Origin of the sequence: Prevotella sp. HMSC073D09 (assembly GCF_001814145.1) — a bacterium.
Lineage (GTDB): Bacteria > Bacteroidota > Bacteroidia > Bacteroidales > Bacteroidaceae > Prevotella > Prevotella conceptionensis.
The window spans coordinates 23883-44655 of record NZ_KV815121.1; the positions used below are offsets into that span (position 1 = coordinate 23883).

Genomic DNA, 20773 nt, shown 5'->3' on the forward strand with positions numbered 1-20773 from the left:
CATACGGCTTAACTCCATAACTCCTTAACTCCTTTAACTCCTCATAAACTCATAAACTCATGAACATCAATAAACTTCCCCTGCTCTTGGCCTTATGCTTGCCCATAGCAGCCAAGGCGCAGACAACATACTCGTTAGACCAATGCAAAGCGTTGGCTAAGGAAAACAACGTGAAACTGAAACGGGCAAGACTAGAAATAACAGATGCCAAAGAGCAACAAAAAGAGGCGCGCACCAAGTATCTGCCAACGGTTACGGCCAACGGAACTTACTTCCATTCTGCCGATTATCTGATGCAGGAAGAAATTTCGCTGTCACCCGCCGACCAGCAGAAACTGGGTGCCATAGTAAAAGGCATAGGGCTTAACCCCGCCATACTAGCCGCATTGCCCACCAGCTACACCTTTCAGGCCATTAAGCACGGCACGTTGGCATCAATCATAGCCATGCAGCCCGTTTTTGCAGGCGGGCGTATCATCAACGCCAACAAGTTGGCCACCGTGCAAACGCAGGTGAAAGAGCTGATGCTTGAACAAAACGCAGACGAAGTGGCACAAACAACTGAGGTGTATTACAACCAGCTGTTGGCACTCTACGAACAAGAAAAGACCTTAGATGCTGCCGACAAGCAGTTGGAGAACATCCTTAAAGACGCCAACAACGCCTACGAAGCGGGCGTATCCAACAAGAACGATGTGCTGAGCGTGAAGTTGAAACAAAACGAAATGGCGGTGAACCGCTTGAAACTCAACAACGGCATCTCGCTTTGTAAGATGGTTTTGGCACAATACATCGGCAAACAAGGCGAAAACATCGACATCGACCGTTCGCTTACCACCGAGTTACCCGACCCGCGGCAACTCTCCGTGAACCACAACTCGGCCTTAGAGCAACGCACCGAGATGCGTTTGCTCGACAAAAAGGTGGAGGCCAACCGCCTGCTAACGCGCGTTAAGCGCGGCGAAATGATGCCGACACTGGCCATTGGCGTTGCGGGCATGTACCACGACCTCACCAATAAGGGCCGCACCAACGTGATAGGACTAGCCACACTAAGCGTGCCCATCAGCAATTGGTGGGGCAATCGCGGTCTGAAACGTCAGAAAATTGCCGAACAAATTGCCGTAGAAGAAAAGGAAGACAGCAGACAACTGCTGCTCATCCAGATGCAAAACGCATACGACAACCTTGAAACGGCCTACAAACAAATACAACTAGCCAAGCTGAGCATGGAGCAAGCGGCCGAAAACTTGCGCCTAAACCAAGACTTCTACGAGGCTGGCACGGGCACAATGAGCAACCTGCTTGATGCCCAAACGCAAGACCAAAAGGCGCGCAACCAGTACAGCGAGGCTGTTGTGGCTTACCTCAATGCCCGCACCGCCTATCTCAAAGCCACTGGCAGGTAGGCGCGGCGCATGTAATGTGGTGTCGATGCAACAGCGGTGCGATGGTCAATGGGCCGAAGTCGCCCATTCACTCAACAGCGATAAAGGGCTAGTTTAATGGCCATGCGCCATCAGTTAGCTTGCGGCAGGCAGTCAACTTGATGGCCATGCACCGTCAGTTAACTTGCAGCAGGCAGTCAACTTGATAGCGATGCCCCTGTTGATTGGCCGTCGAACTCCGCACATTCGTTTCTCCTTTGGCGCATCAACGCCTTTGTATGCAGACATCCCGAACAGTCTTTTCTGTTCGGGATGTCTTGCATATAGGCCCTAACCTCCCCCCCACATGCTCTTCTTTCTTCGCATGTCGTTACCCCATTCAATGTATTCTCCACAAGCTGAAAACGGGCTGTCAATGGCAGATTGTTTCTGCGTTTCCATGATGTTGTCTCCGTTGGCCGTGAGCAGCATGCCCTGCAAACGCTCGCGTTGGCAGTAGTAAGCGTACGTGTTTCTGTGCCGTTGCCCACGCGCGCGTATGCGGCACAATCTCTTTTTGTCTAGTTTTCAGTAAGGAATTTAACATGATAAGTGCCCTTTTTGTTCACCAATTGCCAACCTTGCCGCAAAAAATCGATTCTCGCGAAGGTTTGTTTTGTGCAAAAAGGGGTTAGTACGCCAATGTGGAAAAATGAATTTATATTCCAAAGAACTGGTATTTGCACCTGCTTTTGGGCTATTTGCAGCAAAACACAGTGCAATTTGCGGCAAAACACAGTGCGTTTTGGTGCTAAACGCAAGGCAAAATGCTGCTAAATGCAAGGTAAAAAGGTGCAAAACGCAGTGCTAAATGCCACTTAATGCGGAACGAAAAGCATAAATATCCACCACAATTGTATAAACAAAACCTTTTAGAACCATGAAACACATGGCCAAAAAGGGCAAAATAGCCATTAAAAAGTGGGTTTTAGGGGCTAAAAGTGGGTAATTTGGGGTTGGAAAAATACGGGTCGGCAACCAATCTAGAAAGGCAAAATGGTGCAAAATGCAGGTTTTCTTCCCAAAAACAGACAAAGTGAAAGGCGTGAAAAGCCAGAAACAGTAGTTATTTGCCTACCTTTTAACCTGTTTTTTCGCTAGAACGGAGTGAAAACAAGAGCGATATTGTAAAATAAAATTTAAGATTTTCCAGTTGACGAGTTGACGAGTTGACAAGTTAACGAGCTGATGAGTTGACCAGTTATCTAGTTAACCAGTTGACGAGTTGACAAGGGCATTCGCCCAGTTTAAAACCAGTAAGAGAGTTAACGAAAGTTATATACAAGTATCGTATTGGCGTATTGGCGTATATGTATTAGAAGTTAACAGTATATATGGACAAACGTATCGAAGATTTATATCAACAATACTTATCGGGGCAACTGTCGGCAGAAGATTTTGAGGAGTTGCAACGCAAGGTGACGAAAGCCACCGATGAGGAGTTGTGGAACTTGATGTGTGAAGACTTTTCCCTGTCGTCTGAATGGGCAGTAATGAGCGATGAGTCGCAGCAAAGAATATGGCAACGCATTCATGCGGAGATACAAAAGGGGCGACGCCGAAAGCTTATTCACACGTTTTTGCGCTATGCGGCGGTGGTAGTGGTGGTGCTATCCCTGCTTGGTGGCGGTTATTGGGGCCTCCGTTCGCTGAACTCGGCAACGCCCGTCTACACTTATGTAAACGTAAAGGCCGGCAGCAAGAGTGTGATAACGTTGCCCGATGGAACCCATGTAAGCCTTAACGGAAACAGTCAGTTGCGTTACAACGTGGTGCCCAAAGCACATCGCGAAGTGGTGTTGATGAAAGGCGAGGCTTACTTTGATGTGGCCAAAGATGCCAACTGCCCGTTTCGGGTACATGTAAACGATATGCAAATCGAAGTGTTGGGCACAACGTTTAATGTGCGATGCCATTCGGGCGAAATAGAGACGTCTTTGTTTTCGGGCGCGGTTCGTCTTTCGGCCAAAGGCCTTCGGCAGGCTTATCAACTGCTGCCCGGTAAGAAGTCTATTTATCAACCCGCATCGCATAACATCGAGATTTGCGACAATGATGGTGCCAGCGACGGAAGATGGAAAGACGGCTATTTGGCGTTTAGCAGCAAACCGCTCGGCGAAGTGCTGCACGAAATAGAGAATTGGTATGGCGTAACAATCCAACTTCGCAACCGGCATTTGGCAAACGACCTGCTTACAGGTTCGTTTTATCATGAAACATTAGAAAGTGTGCTCCACTCGTTGAGCATGCAATATGGCTTTAAGTATCGTGTAAATCGTGGTTATGTAGTTATTGAATAAACAAAACCTAAAAACCTATATCAGATGGCAGGCAATCTAAAAAGTAGAAGGAAGAGCCTTCTTCGTTTCTTGTTGATAATGGTATTGTTGCTTGTACCAACAATGTTGTCGGCCCAGCGCGGCAATGTTAGTCTTAATCTTCAAAACGAAGAAGTGAGCCAATTTATTCGGCAAGTTGAGAAACAAACAAAATATACGTTTGTGTATCGCAACAACGTACTTCAACCCAAGACGAAAGTTACGTGCGTGTGTAAGGATTGGCCGTTGGAGAAAGCACTTGCGCAGGTGTTCTCTTCTTTGGGCATTCAATACGCTTTCAACAACAACACCATTGTGTTGGTGAAAGGCAAGGTTGAGAATGCAGAACGGAAGGGAGCGAAACCAACAGGAGGAAAGAACGCAGACACAACGGACAAGAAGAAACTATCGGGCATTGTTCGCGACGAAAACGGCGAGCCGATTATTGGTGCCAGCGTTTTAGTAAAAGGCACGAAGGTGGGCACGGTTACCAACGCGGAGGGCGAGTTCTCGTTGGATGTTCCTGCCAGTGGCATGCTCGTAATTTCTTATATGGGCTTTGCCACACGCGAGGTTCCCATCAAAAACAATTCGAACTTAAAGATTACTTTAAACGAAGACGAGGCGCAAAACCTCAACGAAGTGGTGGTTGTGGGCTATGGCACACAGAAGAAAGCATCGGTAACGGGGGCTATCGCATCGGTAACGACAAAAGATTTGGTGCAGACCCCACAGGCCAACATCAGTAACATGCTGGTGGGTAAGATGCCCGGACTGATTGCCATGCAGCGAAGTGGCGCGCCTGGCGAAGACAATTCTACGCTGTTAATTCGTGGTGTGAGTACGTTTTCTGACAATACGGCGCCGTTGGTGATGATTGATGGAGTGGAACGTCCCAATTATAACGGACTTGACCCCAACGAAATTGAATCGGTAAGCATACTTAAAGATGCCTCGGCCACCGCCATTTATGGTGTTCGTGGTGCAAATGGTGTTATCTTAATTACCACGCGGAAAGGGCAGAAGGGCAAACCCCATTTAAGCTATTCGGGCAATGTAGCCGTTCAGTCGCCTACCGCCTTGCCTCATTATCTGAACAGCGCACAATACTGCGAAATGTATAACGAGGCGTTGAAGAACGATGCCTATACAAAGGGAACGGCCTACGTTCCACGCTTTTCCGACGAAGACATAAGGCTCTATCGCGACGGAACCGACCCCATTATGCACCCTAATACCGACTGGGTGGGAACGTTCTTGCGTAAAGCCTCGTTGCGCACGCAACACAACTTCAACATATCGGGCGGCACAGACCGCGTGAAGTATTTTATCTCGGCTGGCTTTTTTAATCAGGGTGGCATGTACAAATACACAAAAATAGACCGCGACCATGATGTGAATGCCTCTGACACACGTTATAACTTCCGCTCAAATCTCGACTTTAACATCACACAAGACTTTAAGGCCGTTGTGCAGTTGTCTACCCAGATAAACGACATCCGTACGCCGGGCCTTGGCAATAGCAACCTGTGGAAAGAAATATCTTGGGCCACTCCGCTGGGAACTCCCGGCATGGTGGATGGGAAATTGGTTCGCCTTGAAAACACCATCGACGACGAAAACCCTTGGCAAGCCTTGTTGAACAATGGCTATAAAAACACCTTTGCCAATACCATCAATACAACGCTGCGCTTTGAGTACGACCTGTCGCGGCTGTTGCTGAAAGGGTTGTCGGTTCATGCCAGCACCTCTTACGACAGTTATTATAATAGTAGGCGTCTTTCGGTGAAAACCATGCAGACCTTTGTACCGAAGAGAGACCCGAACGACCCCACCCATATTATCCTTGTTCCCCAGAATGAGGCAGGAACTTGGGGCGGTGGTTTCGAGTATGACAAAAACAGGAAGGTGTATTTTGAAACCGGTATTCACTTCGACCGAACATTTGGAAAGCATCAGGCCACGGCACTCTTGCTTTACAACCAAAGTAAATATTATGCCCCGAACTTGGCTTACCATGTTCCCAATGCCTATCAAGGAATTGTCGGGCGTGTTACTTATGGCTATGCCAATCGGTATTTGGCAGAGTTCAACATGGGTTATAACGGCACGGAGAATTTCGCCGCCGGCCGTCGGTTTGGTTTCTTCCCAGCAGTTTCGGCCGGTTGGGTTGTTAGCGAAGAACCTTTCTTCCCTAAGAACAACTGGGTGGTTTACATGAAGTTAAGGGCAACCTATGGCGAGGTAGGTAATGATAAGATTGGTGGCGACCGCTTTTTGTACCTGCCCTCTGTCTATGGTGAAACAAGCGGAAAGCTTACGGGCTACAACTTCGGTTCGTCTGCAAACCCCGTTTATTCGCAGATGATAGAAGAGAAACGCTTGGGCAACCCGTTGCTGACATGGGAGAAAGCGCGTAAGCTTAATTTAGGTGTCGACATGAATTTCTTGAAAAATCACCTCACGGTGTCGTTCGATTATTTTAAGGAACGCCGTAACAACATTCTCTCAAACAGAAACAGCGCGCCCATGCTGATTGGGGCATCGTTGCCGGCTTATAACATGGGCGAGATGGAAAACGCAGGCTTTGAATTAGACGTGAACTATCGCAACAACATTCGCGACTTTAACTATTGGGGCCGTTTCAACTATTCTTTTGCGCGCAATAAAATTCTTTTTCAAGACGAAGTGCCTGAGAAGTATGCCTATCAAATGCGTACTGGTAGGCGCGTAGGGCAGTTCTATGGCCTGCTTTTCGACGGGTTCTATAACTCGTGGGAAGAGATAAACGCACTGGACCGCCCAGTAAGCAGTTGGAACGGCAATCGCTTACAGCCCGGCGACATGCGCTATGTGGATGTGAACAAGGATGGAAAGATAGACATGTACGACATGGTGCCCATCGGATATTCGCCAACTCCGGAGATAATCTATGGTTTCTCGGTTGGTTGTAGTTGGCGCGGCATCGACTTCTCCGCCCTCTTTCAGGGCGCATCCCATGTCTCAATCAAATACTTTGGGCGTGCGTTGTGGCCGTTTATCAACGCACACAACAGTGCGAAGACCTTAATATTGGAGCGTTGGACACAGGAACGCTACGAACGGGGAGAGGCCATTAACTTCCCTCGCTTGTCGATGAGCCCTTCGCGAGATACCGATAATAACTATCAAGACTCTAATTTTTGGATTCGCAATGCCGACTATCTGCGTTTGAAGAACGTTGAGATAGGTTACACTTTTCGCAAGAGCCAACTCAAAGCTCTGGGCTTAGAGAGTTTAAGGCTTTATGTTAGTGGCACTAACCTGTTTACTTGGACAGACGTTATCGACTTAGACCCTGAGGCACCTTCAAAAGGCGGTGCAACAGAAATCAACACCTATCCGTTGCAGAAAATCTACAATGTCGGCATAAATGTTCAATTCTAAAAAACCTTCCTTATGAAAAAGAAATCATCATATATAGCATGGATATTTGCTCCCGTATTGTTGGTTGCCTGTTCCGACTTCCTTGAAACTCCGCCTTCTGTTGATTATGGAGAGAACGAGGTGTTCGCAACACGTGCAGATGCAGAGAAATTGTTGACTACGCTTTATGCCGAGGGCATGCCTTATGGCTTTTGCATGAGCAGTTCTAACACCGACCGCAGGCTGTTGTCGTCTTCTACGTTGGCCTCCGCCTGCGACGAAGGCGAGGATGTTGCTACCTGGGCAATGGGTAATGCCGCATGGAATGCAGGTAACCATACGAACAGCAACTTTACTTGGGATGAAGACTGCCGCTTTTATTTGCGAAACCACACTACACGTGTGGCAAACCTTATATTGAAACGCATTCATGAAGTGCCTTTCGATGAAGGAGACCCCGATTTTAATAAACGCGCAACGGGCGAGGCCTACTTCATGAGAGCCATGTTGCTGTGGGAAGGCGTGTATCGTTATGGCGGTATGCCGATTGTAAGAGAAGTGATTGACCCAACCGACTTCTCACAACGTTCTCGCAGTTCTTTTGCCGATTGCATTGATTCTATTCTTGTAGATTGCGACCGCGCCACACGCTATCTACCCGATTATTATACCGATAACACTAAGCTTGGGCGCGTTACGCGCATTGCCGCCTTGGCTTTGAAGGCACGGGTGTTGCTTTATGCAGCAAGTCCGCTGTTCAATACCAATACGCCTTACATGGCATTCCCTGGTCACGAAGAGCTTATTGGTTATGGCAATTATGACAAGGAACGTTGGAAAAAGGCCGCCGATGCAGCCAAAGCCACTATCGATGCAGCGCTTAACTCGGGGCATTATCGGCTGTATAACACGGGCAATCCCGATAAAGACTATGAGGATGTGTGGACCATTCCAGATAATGAAGAAATTATTTTGGGTAACATGAAGTATAGAAACTTCAAGACAACGAGCCGTCCTTTGGTTGCAAATCTGCCTACATGGGCGATGAATAAGGCTTGGGGCGATGCCGGACTGTATGTGACATTCAACTTTGTTCGGCATTATGAGAAACGTGCTGATGGCGAACCCGCAGATTGGAATATGAACGGAGGCGACAACCTTATTGATATCTATAACAGTCTTGACCCACGATTTAAGCAAACCGTTGCTTATCACAGCAGTAGTTGGAACGATGAAATACCGTTTATCAACTTCCTTGAAGGCGGAGCCGAGAAATCAAAGATGGACCGCACGTGCCATTTGCTCCACAAGTGGGTTCCCCGCATACTACATGTAAATGGCAGCAACACAGCCAATGTGCAATGGCCAGTGTTTAGGTTGGCAGAACTATATTTAAACTATGCAGAGGCACTTAACGAATACGAGAGTGCACCACCACAGGCAGCTTATGATGCTGTGAACCTTATTCGGTCGCGTGCGGGCATGCCCGATTTCCCTGCGGGAATGACGAAAGAGGCCTTCCGAACGAAACTTCGTAACGAGCGTTCGGTAGAGTTGGCATTCGAAGATCACCGCTTTTGGGATATTCGGAGATGGCGCATCACTGGCGAAGAAGGCGTGATGAAGGGTAAGTTTTATGGTTTGAAAATTCGTTCCACGGATGGAAACAAGACTCATATCCACTATGAGCCGTATGTGTTTGAGCATCGCTTTTGGAATGATAATTGTTATTTATATGCCATTGACCAAAAGGAAGTAAATAAAGGCTACCTCATCCAAAACCCAGGATGGTAAATATATGGTAAATATATGGTACGTTATAGTATGCCTTAATGCAAAAAAGATAGAACAATGAAATACAGAGATTATATTAATATAGGATGTGCGCTCATGCTGTTCTGTTCGCCTGTAAATGCACAAAATGCCGCAGATACGGCGGCAACACAAATTGCATACGGCGCACAACCCTCGTGGGCACAAACGGCTGCCATCTCAACTGTAGGGGGCGAACGCCTAATGGAGATTACATCGCCAACGGTGGGCAATGCGTTAAAGGGATTGTTGCCGGGATTGTCGATGCTCCAAAAGTCGGGCGAGCCTGGTTACGACTTTTATATGGAGAACATGTTCACGCGTGGAGTGAGCTCGTTCAACGGCAAACAACAAATGCTTGTCTTCGTCGACGGCTTTGAAACGCCGCTGGATAACATCTCCACAGAAGAGATTGAGTCGGTTTCTTTGTTGAAAGATGCTGCGGCATTGGCCATATATGGTTCGCGAGGAGCCAATGGTGTGTTGCTCATCACAACGAAGAAAGGCTTTCATTCTGCCCCGAAGATAGGATTTCGCATGCAAACGGGCATTCAGATACCTACAATCATGGACTCGCCGATGGATGCTTACCATTATGCAAGCCTCTATAATCAGGCACTTGCCAATGACGGGAAGGCTCCTTTGTATACAGACGAGGCCCTGTCGGCCTATCAGTCGGGCAGTAATGGTTATCTATATCCCAATGTAGATTGGAAAAAGCAAGTATATAAAAGCACCACGCCTCTGACGATGGGCGAGCTGTCCTTTCGCGGAGGCGGTGGTGGCTTGAACTATTATGTCATGGCTGGCCTATTGCAAAACGACGGCCTTTATCGTGGAACCGACTCTAAGGGGCGTGAAAGTGCCAATGTAGATTATTCGCGTTATAATTTCAGAGCCAACTTGGATGTTGACATCACGCGTTATTTCCGAGCATCGCTTTATTCGGGTGCAAGTCTGGCAGACAAGACAACGCCCGGCGGCGGTGGTGCAGACGACTACCTAAAATCTATATGGACCACTCCCCCTAATGCTTTCCCCGTGTACAACCCGAATGGAAGTATTGGCGGAACTTCGCTTTATACCAATCCCGTGGCAAACCTTTTAAATCGCGGTTTGTACAAAGAAAACTCTCGTTCGTTGCAAGTTATCTTCGGCTTACAATATGATTTTAGTGCTTTGGTGCGCGGATTGAGTGCCAAGGTGACGTTTGGCTACCACAATTTCATGGCAGAAACGTCGCCCAAAATGCGTGATTATGCACGTTATTCGCTTACACAAACAGGCGTTGATGCGCAAAACAACCCGATTTATAGCTACATGCAATATGGTTCTGATGCTGCACTAACAGCCACAGAGGGGTTTCGAACCAGCCAAACGCGTGTGGGCTTGCAGGCACAGATTGATTATCAGCGGCGTTTCGGCAAGCATGGCATTCACGCCATGCTGTTGATGCTCAACGACCGCTACCAATTATATAATGTGCGCGACGATGAACGCTATGTAAACTTTGCAGGACGTTTGACCTATGACTTTGACAAACGATATGTTGTAGAGTTGGTTGCCTCGTATATGGGAACCGATAATTACGCTCGCGGTCATCGTTTTGGCGTCTTCCCTGCGTTGTCTGCGGCATGGATAGTAAGCAACGAGTCGTTTATGAAAGCGGCATCGTGGGTCGACTTCTTGAAGTTGCGTTCCTCTTATGGCCTTACGGGCAACAACCAAACGTCGGCCCGCTATATCTATGACGAGACTTATGGCGGCAATGGCAGTTATCTTTTCGGTGTAGGAAGTTCACAATCTTCTGGCTTTACCGAGAGAACCCTGGCCAATCCCTCTGTAACGTGGGAGAAGAAACGTATCTTTAATGTGGGCATCGATGCCACGTTGTGGAGAAATCTCTCCATTAATCTCGATGTTTTCCACGAAACCCAATCAGAAATTCTCACTTATCCCTATGCCCAAGTGCTGGGTATCGTAGGCGCATCCTATGGCGGCATACTCCCATTGATGAATGTGGGTAAGGTTACTAATCATGGTTTCGAATTCAAAGCGCGCTATCAAGGTAAGGTTAGCGATAAAATATCTTACTTTGCTGAGGCCGGAACATGGTATGCCATGAGTAGAGTTGATGAACAAGGAGAAGATGTAAAAGCCGAAAGCTACCTTTATAGGAAAGGCAACCCCGTGTGGAAACCCATTGTGTTGGAGGCCGACGGGTTCTATACGGCCAACGACTTTGACGGCGACGGCAAATTAAAGGCTGCCTTGCCACAACCGCAATTCGGACATGTTGCACCTGGCGACATTAAGTATAAGGATTATAATGGCGACCAAATCATCGACGAGAACGATGCGCACCCCATTGGCAATGCAACCGTTCCTGCATGGAACTATATGCTGAGTGGAGGCATGAAGTACAAGGGTTTTGACGTTAGCGTACTGTTTCAAGGGGTTGCCCAGCGCGACATTTATTTGCGGGGAGCCAGTATTTACTCTTTCCAAAACAACGGAACGGCCTCTAACTTAGCCTTAGACAGTTGGACACCCACACATACCGATGCCACTTATCCGCGTTTGTCGACAGTTGATTTTAGCAACAACTACCGCACTTCTACCTTCTGGCGGCGCAATGGAAGTTTCCTAAGACTGCGTAATGTGCAGGTAGGTTACGAACTTGCCGAACGCGTTTCGCGTGCATTACGCCTAAGCAGCGTGTATTTCTACATCAATGCAACCAACTTGTTTACGCTCGATCACCTTGGAAAGTTGGGCGATGCCGAGCAAGACAACCTCTTAAGCTACCCGCTCATGCGTACTGTTAGTGTGGGTCTGAAACTCGCATTCTAATTTATTTTCCATTAAAACCTATTCTTATGCACGCAAAGTTCTTTTCATATATCTACATTTCTGCAGCGATAAGCATTGCTTTCACCCTCAGTTCGTGTAATGGATTTCTGGATCGTGAAGAAGATTCCTTTATAGATAAAACTGCAACCTTCGATTCTTACAATCGAACAAAGCAGTACCTAACCTATGCTTACACGCTACTTCCAGACGGGTTGAACCGCTTTTCGCGAGAAGCAATGTTGGCCTCGGCAACAGACGATGCCGAGTTTGCCATCGAATCGGCGGAAATTCAGCAGCTTAACAATGGCTCATGGAATGCTTTAAACAATCCGGACGATGTGTGGAACCGCTACTATTCGGGTATTTCCAAGTGTTGTACGTTGTTGGAGAACACAAATCATGTGAATCTCGACATTTCTCGCCTAGACCCCGACAAGCAAGTGGAGTATGCCAACAGCCTGAAAGACATCCGCATGTGGCGTGCCGAGGCGCGTTTCCTTCGCGCTTATTTTCATTTCGAGCTGCTCAAACGCTATGGTCCAATCCCCATTGTCACCTCTACGCTTAGCATTAACGGGAATTATGAGAACACGCCGCGCCCAACGATGAAAGAAGTTGTGGACTTCATTGCCAAAGAGTGTGACATAGCTGCCGATACGCTTGAACTCACGCCGTGGAGAAACGTAAACGATGCCTTTGGCCGTGCTACGAAAGGTGCAGCCTTAGCCTTAAAGAGTCGTTTGTTGCTCTATGCGGCCAGTCCGCTTTATGTTGACTTCGGTGATACAAACGAAGCCAACAAACCTACGGACGTTGCGCTGTGGAAATCGGCGGCCGATGCCGCAAAAGCGGTTATCGACCTCAATCAATATGAGCTGGCATCGTCTTATGCCGACTTGTTTAAGAATGATTTTCAAAACAAAGAGTATATCTTTGTACGTAGATATGCTGCCAATTCCGATTTTGAAAAAAGTAATTTCCCCGTTAGTTTTGGTGGAAAGGGTGGCACAAACCCCTCGCAAAACTTAGTGGACGACTACGAAATGCTTGATGGAACGCCTTTCGATTGGAACGACCCGGCCAAGGCTGCGCAGCCTTTTGAGAATAGGGATGCACGCTTAGGGGCTACCATCTTAATGAACATGGCGCCATTTAAAGGCAAAAAGGTTGCCACTTATCCAGAAGGAGCAGATGCAAGTCCTAACCCCAACGCCACGAAAACAGGCTATTATCTGCGCAAATTCCTCAATGAAGATGTGAACATCCAAACGGGAGGCAGTAGTAGTGGCCATGTTGTTCCGCTGTTTCGCTTGGCAGAAATCTATTTGAATTATGTCGAGGCACTTAACGAATGCGACCCAACAAATCCCGATATAGCCCTTTATCTCAATAAAGTTCGTAATCGGGCATCACTCCCTAACGTGTCAGCACTTTCACAAGAGCAGATGCGCGCTGTTATTCAGCACGAACGCCGTGTTGAATTGGCCTTTGAGGAGCACCGCTCTTGGGATGTTCGCCGCTGGAAGATTGCCTCTTCTACGCTCGGAGCACCCCTCATGGGCGTACAAATTGAGCGAAAGCCTTTGGGCGGATACACCTACATGCCTGTAAAAGTGGAACAAAGAGTGTTTCAGCCCAAGATGTATTGGTATCCAATACCTCAGTCGGAAGTGCTCAAATTAAAGCAATGGAAACAAAATAATGGCTGGTAATTAAACAATCTTATCATGATAAAGTTAAAGAATATAGTGGCAATGCTGTCCCTCTTAGGCGCGATGGCTTGCACCGAAAACAACATAGCCTACGATGAAGTGGTGGATGTCCCCGAAGGCGTTTACCTTTCTGGCCCCTCGTCCGAATTTTCTTTGCCCATAGAGGCTGGGCGATTAACGGCCAATTCGCGTGCCAACATGTTAAGCCTTCGCGCTTGGTTGAAGAAAGATGGCCATTTTAAAATCTCGTATGTTGGCACCGACGGACAGCCTGTGCCCTATGGCAAGGGAAGTGAAATAACGCTTGCCAATAACTACGCCAATACGTTTAGCTTATCAGCGGATGCCGAAGGTTTCTCTGTTCCTGCCGAAGGGCTTTACCAAGTGGTTGTTAACAAGCAACGAAAAGAGTTGACCCTCATCCCCATGCAGTTCGCCATGCAAGCCGATGGCGCGCTTACCTCAGACGGAAATACGGCTGTTGCGCTTAGCAACGTGGCTTACGACAAGCTTTCGCACATCGTAACTTGGAGCAATGCCGACTCTACCCAACAGCTATTGCCCAATAAGTATGTGTTCAACATGAACAATGGCGTTCCACTTTATCTGCGCGACAGCGATACGGAGAACGACACGCTGTCGACTGTCTTCACGGGCATGGCCTTGGCAGAACGCACCAACCAACTTACCGAAGTTTATCAAGAACTCACCAATCAGTCTGCCGTAAAGCTTAAATTCCCTTTGAAAGGACAGTACAATGTGCAGGTGCAATACAATGTCTTAACAGGAAAGTTTGCTGCGCGTATGGGTGGAAAGGGCGTTGAAGTAACGGGACTTGCCAACGAACTCTATATGGGTGGCACCAATTTTGGGGCATGGAACACCAACGATGTGGTGAAGATGGCACCTGTTGGTGCTGTTGGCAATGGCGAATTTTGGCGGTTATGCCATTTGCAAGCAGGGAAAACGGTGGAATGGGCAACGGCAAAAGATGGTTCGCAAGCCTTTTCTTCGTTAACCACGATGCAGGGCGTTACTTTGGATGGAAATGGAAAAGCCACGGTGAACACTACCGGACTGTATTTGGTTTATGTAAACTTAGACCGCAAATTAATTGCCTTTGAAACGCCAAAAGTGTATGCCGCAGGAGAGGCGTTGGGCAATAAAGAACTGCCCTTAACATCCAACGGCAGCCGCTTGCAGGTAGAAATAACTGAGACGGGAAACCTTAATCTCTTTGCTTTTTCCGACCAAAATGCACGCGATTGGTCAACGATGCAGTTCACCATTCGCAACGGCAAGGTGGTTTATCCGGGTGTAGCCGTGAACGAAATGCCTGCGCTACCAGTGGCCAAAGGCACAACGGTTACGCTCAACATGGCCGACAATACGGCTGATTTTGGCGGAACAACCCCCGAAAACCTTATACCAGAAGGGGTTAAGCAACTTTATATGACAGGCGACGACTTTGGAAAATGGGATTGGAATGCTCCCGAAATAGCATCGTTTGAGAATGGCTATGCCGGTGCCGCTCGTTGGTTTTACATTACGTATCTGCGTGGCGGAACGGCATTGGAGTTCTCAACAGAGAAAGCTTTTGGTAAAGGAAACTTTGCCAAACTGAAAACTGTAACAGATTATAACGTTGTAAACGATAGGGCTGTTGTGCCTAGCGATGGCATATATCTTATCTATGTGGGGTTGGATTCGCGCGAAATTGCCATCCAGCCGCTAGAGCTGTCGGGCGATTGTGGCGGCTCTGCGGTACAGTTTACAACCAATGCCGATGGGCGAACCATGAGCGCAACGCTTGCCAGTGGAGGCCGCATGCGCATCTATCCCAACATACCTGCCTTTAAAAAGGTGAAGAAGTTTGGCTCGTGGAAACGCGAAGTCTACGTCGACCCAGTGTCTAAGGCCTTCCTGTATCGCAAAAATGGCGAAGGCGAACCCAACAAAGACTATGTGTGGAAGGCAGGAACAAAGATAACGATAGACTTTGTTTCAAAGAAAGCAACAATCCAAGAACCTTAAAAGTTCTATCGAGCAACTTTGCAATCGCTATCGTATTGCACGGCTATTCTAATCATCTGGTGTTGTAGGGTCTGTCCTATCGTGTGGCGAGTGCTATCCCATAACGTCGCCAAGCGATAGCGATAGACTTACAATACAACAAAAAATACAGGAAGTATGAAAACAATCATTGCAACCATTTGTGCCCTAAGTATGGGCTACATCAGCATAAGCGCACAACCCAATGTGCCTAAAACGCACGCTTTACCCGGTTGGACCAGCTTGAAAGGCGATGAGTTTAACGGCTCGTCTGTCGATAAAAAGCTTTGGGGACTCTATGGAGATGCCACAAAAAACTACGCCAACGATTACTATGGCAATAACACGGGCCAAGGTATGGCGCAGGTTTACCGCGACAAAATGGTTACGGTAAAGAACGGCATCCTAACAGTTCGTGCCACGCGAGATGCCATTCAGACGGGCATTCGCCGTCCTTCACCGCCCGACCCCGATGTAGACTATGGCCCAATAATGCGTTATCCGCTAAAACCTAACCACAATTATACCACAATTGGGTGGTGGTCGGGCGCGTTGTCTAGCCGAGATGCCGAGGGTGGCGGCAGGTATTATCCGCTTTATTCGCGTATCGAAGTAAAGGCAAAGATACCTTATACCATTGGTGTTTGGATGGCATTATGGTTGCGCCACCGCTATGGGGGTGCCGGAACCTTTGAAATTGACCTCGAAGAATTCTTCGTAAACGATGATGATAAGGACATAACACATAACTGGGAAGGGCATACTTACCATTTTAAAGGGAAAAGAACCATTCACCAATCCGTACACGGACTAGACCGCGCAAAGGCATATAAGGACCCAAACACAGGCGAAACCAAATATAAAACAACCTATAACCATAACGATTTTGCCGACCGCATAAGGGAGATTGACTTCAATCCGGCAGAAGATTTCCATGTGTACGGGGCGCAAATGGACCCGCTGCCGGGCGACTCTTCTGTTCATCTAGCCGTTAGTTTCTTGTTAGATGGAAGGGTAAGGTCGGTATTTACAACCAAAACGGATAAGGTAGGCGGCTCTTCTGAGTATCGTTTCAATGAGTTGTTGAAAGACAAATACATTAAAGGCAACATCGACCATATTTGGGATGTGGCCATAACCGGACAGGTTGGCGGCAAACCCGACGGCCAAGGCGGTGGCGTGTTGTATCCTGAAATGGACCCAGAGTATGGCGGAGACCTCAATAAAGTGCCTCGCAATTATGAAATGGATATTGATTGGCTGCGCGTTTTTAAGCGAACCAATAAGGCATTATGGCTTGGCTCTATGCCCAAGGGCTCGGATTGGAAAACAAAAAACGTGGCACTAGAAATGTCTGCAACGCAGTTTAAGGGCTTGCAAGTGGGCGATCAGCTTGTAATGGACATCGACACGCTCAGCAACTCTGAATATCGAAAAGTGGGAAAGCTGAAACTCGACATCTACGACTACAACGGCAATGCCATTACAACACTGAAACCCGAACTTGCACAACGCGATGCACAAGTAACCTTTATTGTTACAGACGACCTCTGCCAGAAACTGAAAGCCAAAGGGGGCGTGATGAAAGGCGAAAACATCCGCTTGTTCTCCGTTTGCCGTTCGCAAAGAGACAGTGCCAAGTGGGTTGGTTTCAAACAAATGGAAAATGGCGAGGTGCTTATTCCCGCCACCATGTTTGCAGACATAGAGAAAGGCCAACAAATAGAAGTGATGGTGCGAGACGTTGCTGCCGGAGGAACGCTTTGCCTACAACAATTTAAGAAACCAGAAGCAGGCAAGAACCAGAGACCAGACCTTTCGGCCGATAAAGCCGCAGGAAACGTTTTGCCATTAAAGGCTGGGCGTGACGAAAACACCTACACGTTTACCCTCAACGCGCAAGCCGTAAAGGAGTTAAAGCAACACGGACTGGCCGTAACGGGCAAGGGATGTTACTTGCGAAGTGTGCGAATTGTTGGCGAAAAGAAGAATACGGCTGTGAATAAGGTAGAAACTCACGCCCAAACCGACACGGCCGTCTACACCATCGACGGCCGCAAAGTGGCCGAACGCTGGCAGGAAGGCACGCTTCCGCGCGGCATCTATATCGTAGGGGGTCGTAAAGTAATCGTAAAATAAGGTAAAAGATTGTTTCCTCCTATACGTCGTGGCCTTTCTTCGCCTTAGAGTTAGGAGTTCATTTCTTATGCGTAAGCTAGCACATTGCAGGCTTAAACACCAGTACAACGCGGCTTGTACTGACACTACAAGACGCTTGTACTGGCACTACAAGATGCTTGTAGCGTGACTACAAGCCGCTTGTAGCCACACTACAAACGGCTTTGTACTGATAAGGCAGGTTCTAAAAATTACCTTTGCTGTGTTTTTAGCTTTTAGCTGAGCAGGTTTTGCTTACTTCTTGAAGGAGCACAGTGAACTATGCTTTCTGAAAGAATAAGCAAAAGATGCCAGATAAAAGCAAAAAGACAGTGAAGAGCAATACAAGGAACAACAAATGAACCTTTGCGAGGAATTTTTAGAACATGCCATAAGTTGATAACAAAAATCATAACCATCTCAATTCAAAGATGAGAACATTTACCAATCCTTTCCTCAAACCTCCCTATATAATAGCGGTGTCATTGCTGTGGTTCTGCACAGTGGTATGCCATGCGGCCGAACGCCATTTGTGGGACGAAGGCTGGCGATTTGCCTTACATCCAGACGATGCCCCCTTGCAACCCGACTTTAAAGACGATGCTTGGCGCCTGTTGGATTTGCCGCACGACTGGGCAATTGAAGGCGATTTTTATGCCCAAAACCCATCGGGGGCCAACGGCGGGGCATTGCCTGGCGGTATAGGGTGGTACAGAAAGCATTTGGCTTTGCACGACAGCGATGCCGCGTCTCGTTATGTTCTGCACTTCGATGGCGCATATATGAACACGTCGGTGTATGTAAACGGCACGCTTTTGGGCACGCGCCCTTATGGCTTTATCAGTTTTAGTTACGACATTACGCCCCACCTTAACAAGCAAGGCGACAATGTTGTGGCCGTGAAGGTAGACAATTCGCGGCAGCCTAACAGCCGTTGGTACACAGGATGTGGTGTTTATCGCCACGTATATTTGTCGAAATCAACAGATGTACGCGTGGCAGAATGGGGCGTGCAAGCCATTTCTGAGGTGAAGAAGGGTGTAGGACATGTAACGCTCAACACGCAGATTGAGAATTTCAGTGGGCGCAGTCGTAGGGTTACGGTGCGCCAAAAGCTGTGGAATAAGGCTCGCCGGCTGGTTATGCAGGCATCGAAAACTTGTGATGTTGCTGTTTCGGGAACAACGGTAAAACAGCAAATGCGTATGCCTAAACCGCAATTGTGGTCGCCTGCTTCGCCATATCTCTACACCCTAACAACCGAAATTATAGAGAATGGGCGTGTGCTGGATGGCGATACCATAAGGATGGGCATGCGAACGGTGGCGTTTGATGCTAAACAAGGCTTTTTCTTAAATGGCAAAAACATGAAGATTAACGGCGTTTGTCTGCATGGCGACTTAGGTTGTTTGGGCGCAGCCATTAACGAAGACGCCCTTTATCGGCAAGTTTCGATGATGAAAGCGATGGGCGCAAATGCCATAAGGTGTTCGCATAACCCGCCGGCACCCGAACTTTTGAACCTTTGCGACAGCCTAGGAATGCTAGTTGTTGACGAGGCTTTCGACAGTTGGCTGCACGGAAAAACGCCTTTCGACTATTCGTTGCATTTCAAGACCTGGTTCGAACGCGATTTAAGAGATATGGTTTTGCGCGACCGCAACCACCCTTCTATCATTCTTTGGAGCATTGGTAACGAGGTTTTGGAACAATGGAACAAGGTGGACAACGCCGGAATGGCATTAGAGGATGTGAACATTTTGCTGAACAACAGCAGGGATAAGGCCGCATTGGCGCAGGGCGACACACTTAATGTTAAAGCAAAACTCACCCAAGCGTTGGCCGCCATTGTGCGGCGTTATGATTCAACCCGACTTATTACGGCAGGGTGCAATGAGGTGTCGCCCGACAACAACTTGTTTAAAAGTGGGGCATTAGATGTGATTGGCTTTAACTATCATCAGAAAAAGGTGAAAGATGTGCCGCAGAATTTCCCCGAAAAGCCTTTCCTGATGACCGAAACGGTGTCGGCTTTGCAGACACGTGGCTATTATAAAATGCCGAGCGACTCGGTTTATCGCTTGCCTGGGCGTAAGCGCCCGTTCACCGACCCCACGTTCCTTTGTTCGGCTTACGATAATTGTTGCGCCCATTGGGGTTCAACCCACGAGGCTACGTTGGACGTGGTGAAACACACGCCTTATTGCGCTGGTCAGTTTATTTGGACGGGCTTTGATTACATTGGCGAACCAACACCGTTTAATTTCCCTGCTCGGAGCAGTTATTTTGGATTGGTAGACTTGGCCGGTTTTCCCAAAGATGCTTACTATCTATACCAGAGTGAGTGGACAAAGGGGCCTGTGTTGCACCTCTTTCCGCATTGGAACTGGATAGAAGGGCAAGCCATAGACCTGTGGTGTTATTATAATCGGGCCGACGAAGTTGAACTTTTTGTGAACGGGAAGTCGCAAGGTGTACGCCAAAAGCGCAACGAACACGAGTACCATGTGGCCTGGCGCGTAACGTTTGAACCTGGGGACGTGCGTGTGGTTGCTAGGAAAAACGGAAAGGTTGTGGCCGAGAAGTTGTTGAAAACGGCTGGTGCGCCCCATCATATTCGGCTAACTCCTAATCGGCAAGTGATAAAAGCCAATGGCCGAAGTCTGTCGTTTGTTACGGTAGAAGTGGTGGATAAAGACGGCAATCTGTGTCCTTGGGCAGAAAACAACATCTTGTTTTCATTGACGGGAGAGGCCAAAATTGCAGGCGTTGACAATGGAAGTCCGTTTTCGTTGGAACGTTTTCAGGCTCACGAGCGGCGCGCTTTCTTCGGCAAATGCTTGGTGGTGGTGCAGGCGGGCAAGTCGCCTTCTGCCGTTCGGCTTACCGCAAAGGCTGTGGATTTAGCCCCACAAACCATTGTAATCAACACGGTTGATGCGCGCTAACACTTAAAGTCCCTCCATTTAGTGCCGCTACGATGCTTGTAAAAAGGCGTTTCGGTTTGAGCGGACGGCATAACATCTGAACGAAATAA

Annotated in this window: 10 protein-coding genes; 9 read left to right on the plus strand and 1 reads right to left on the minus strand. The window is 48.0% G+C overall.

All coding sequences use genetic code 11. From position 1 onward, the window contains the following. The first annotated feature begins 59 nt into the window (after positions 1-59). Positions 60-1409: a TolC family protein gene (locus HMPREF2955_RS11035; RefSeq protein ID WP_070723546.1), complete on the plus strand. Its 1350-nt coding sequence runs from the start codon at positions 60-62 to the stop codon at positions 1407-1409. Between the two features lie 309 nt (positions 1410-1718). Here HMPREF2955_RS11035 and HMPREF2955_RS16330 read toward each other — a convergent pair whose 3' ends face one another. Beyond that, entirely contained in the window at positions 1719-1937 is a 219-nt protein-coding gene (locus HMPREF2955_RS16330) for a hypothetical protein (protein WP_168166893.1), read from the minus strand. Between the two features lie 824 nt (positions 1938-2761). On the opposite strand from HMPREF2955_RS16330, the gene HMPREF2955_RS11045 reads away from it, so the two are divergent. The 8 genes from HMPREF2955_RS11045 (at position 2762) to HMPREF2955_RS11080 (ending at position 20684) form a co-directional block, all read left to right on the plus strand. After that, positions 2762-3727 (plus strand): FecR family protein, encoded by a 966-nt coding sequence (locus tag HMPREF2955_RS11045; RefSeq protein ID WP_070723548.1) that lies wholly within the window; start codon positions 2762-2764, stop codon positions 3725-3727. 24 nt (positions 3728-3751) lie between these two features. Continuing rightward, positions 3752-7171 carry a TonB-dependent receptor gene (locus HMPREF2955_RS11050; RefSeq protein ID WP_070723549.1) on the plus strand — a complete coding sequence of 1140 codons (3420 nt, stop codon included), beginning with the start codon at positions 3752-3754 and terminating at the stop codon, positions 7169-7171. Between the two features lie 12 nt (positions 7172-7183). Further along, on the plus strand, positions 7184-8944 hold the full coding sequence (locus HMPREF2955_RS11055) for a RagB/SusD family nutrient uptake outer membrane protein (RefSeq protein ID WP_070723550.1): 1761 nt from the start codon (positions 7184-7186) through the stop codon (positions 8942-8944). Positions 8945-9001: 57 nt separating this feature from the next. After that, the gene (locus HMPREF2955_RS11060) at positions 9002-11815 is read left to right on the plus strand and encodes a SusC/RagA family TonB-linked outer membrane protein (RefSeq protein WP_070723551.1); all 2814 of its coding nucleotides are present in this window, start codon (positions 9002-9004) and stop codon (positions 11813-11815) included. A 26-nt stretch (positions 11816-11841) separates the two neighbouring features. Further along, entirely contained in the window at positions 11842-13527 is a 1686-nt protein-coding gene (locus HMPREF2955_RS11065; RefSeq protein ID WP_070723552.1) for a RagB/SusD family nutrient uptake outer membrane protein, read from the plus strand. A gap of 15 nt (positions 13528-13542) precedes the next feature. Then, on the plus strand, positions 13543-15561 hold the full coding sequence (locus HMPREF2955_RS11070; RefSeq protein WP_070723553.1) for a cadherin repeat domain-containing protein: 2019 nt from the start codon (positions 13543-13545) through the stop codon (positions 15559-15561). A gap of 156 nt (positions 15562-15717) precedes the next feature. After that, a complete protein-coding gene (locus HMPREF2955_RS11075; RefSeq protein ID WP_070723554.1) occupies positions 15718-17718 on the plus strand; it encodes a glycoside hydrolase family 16 protein in 2001 nt (666 codons plus the stop codon). 449 nt (positions 17719-18167) lie between these two features. Then, positions 18168-20684, plus strand: a complete 2517-nt coding sequence (locus HMPREF2955_RS11080) for a glycoside hydrolase family 2 TIM barrel-domain containing protein (protein ID WP_070723555.1) — start codon at positions 18168-18170, stop codon at positions 20682-20684. Positions 20685-20773: the final 89 nt, after the last annotated feature.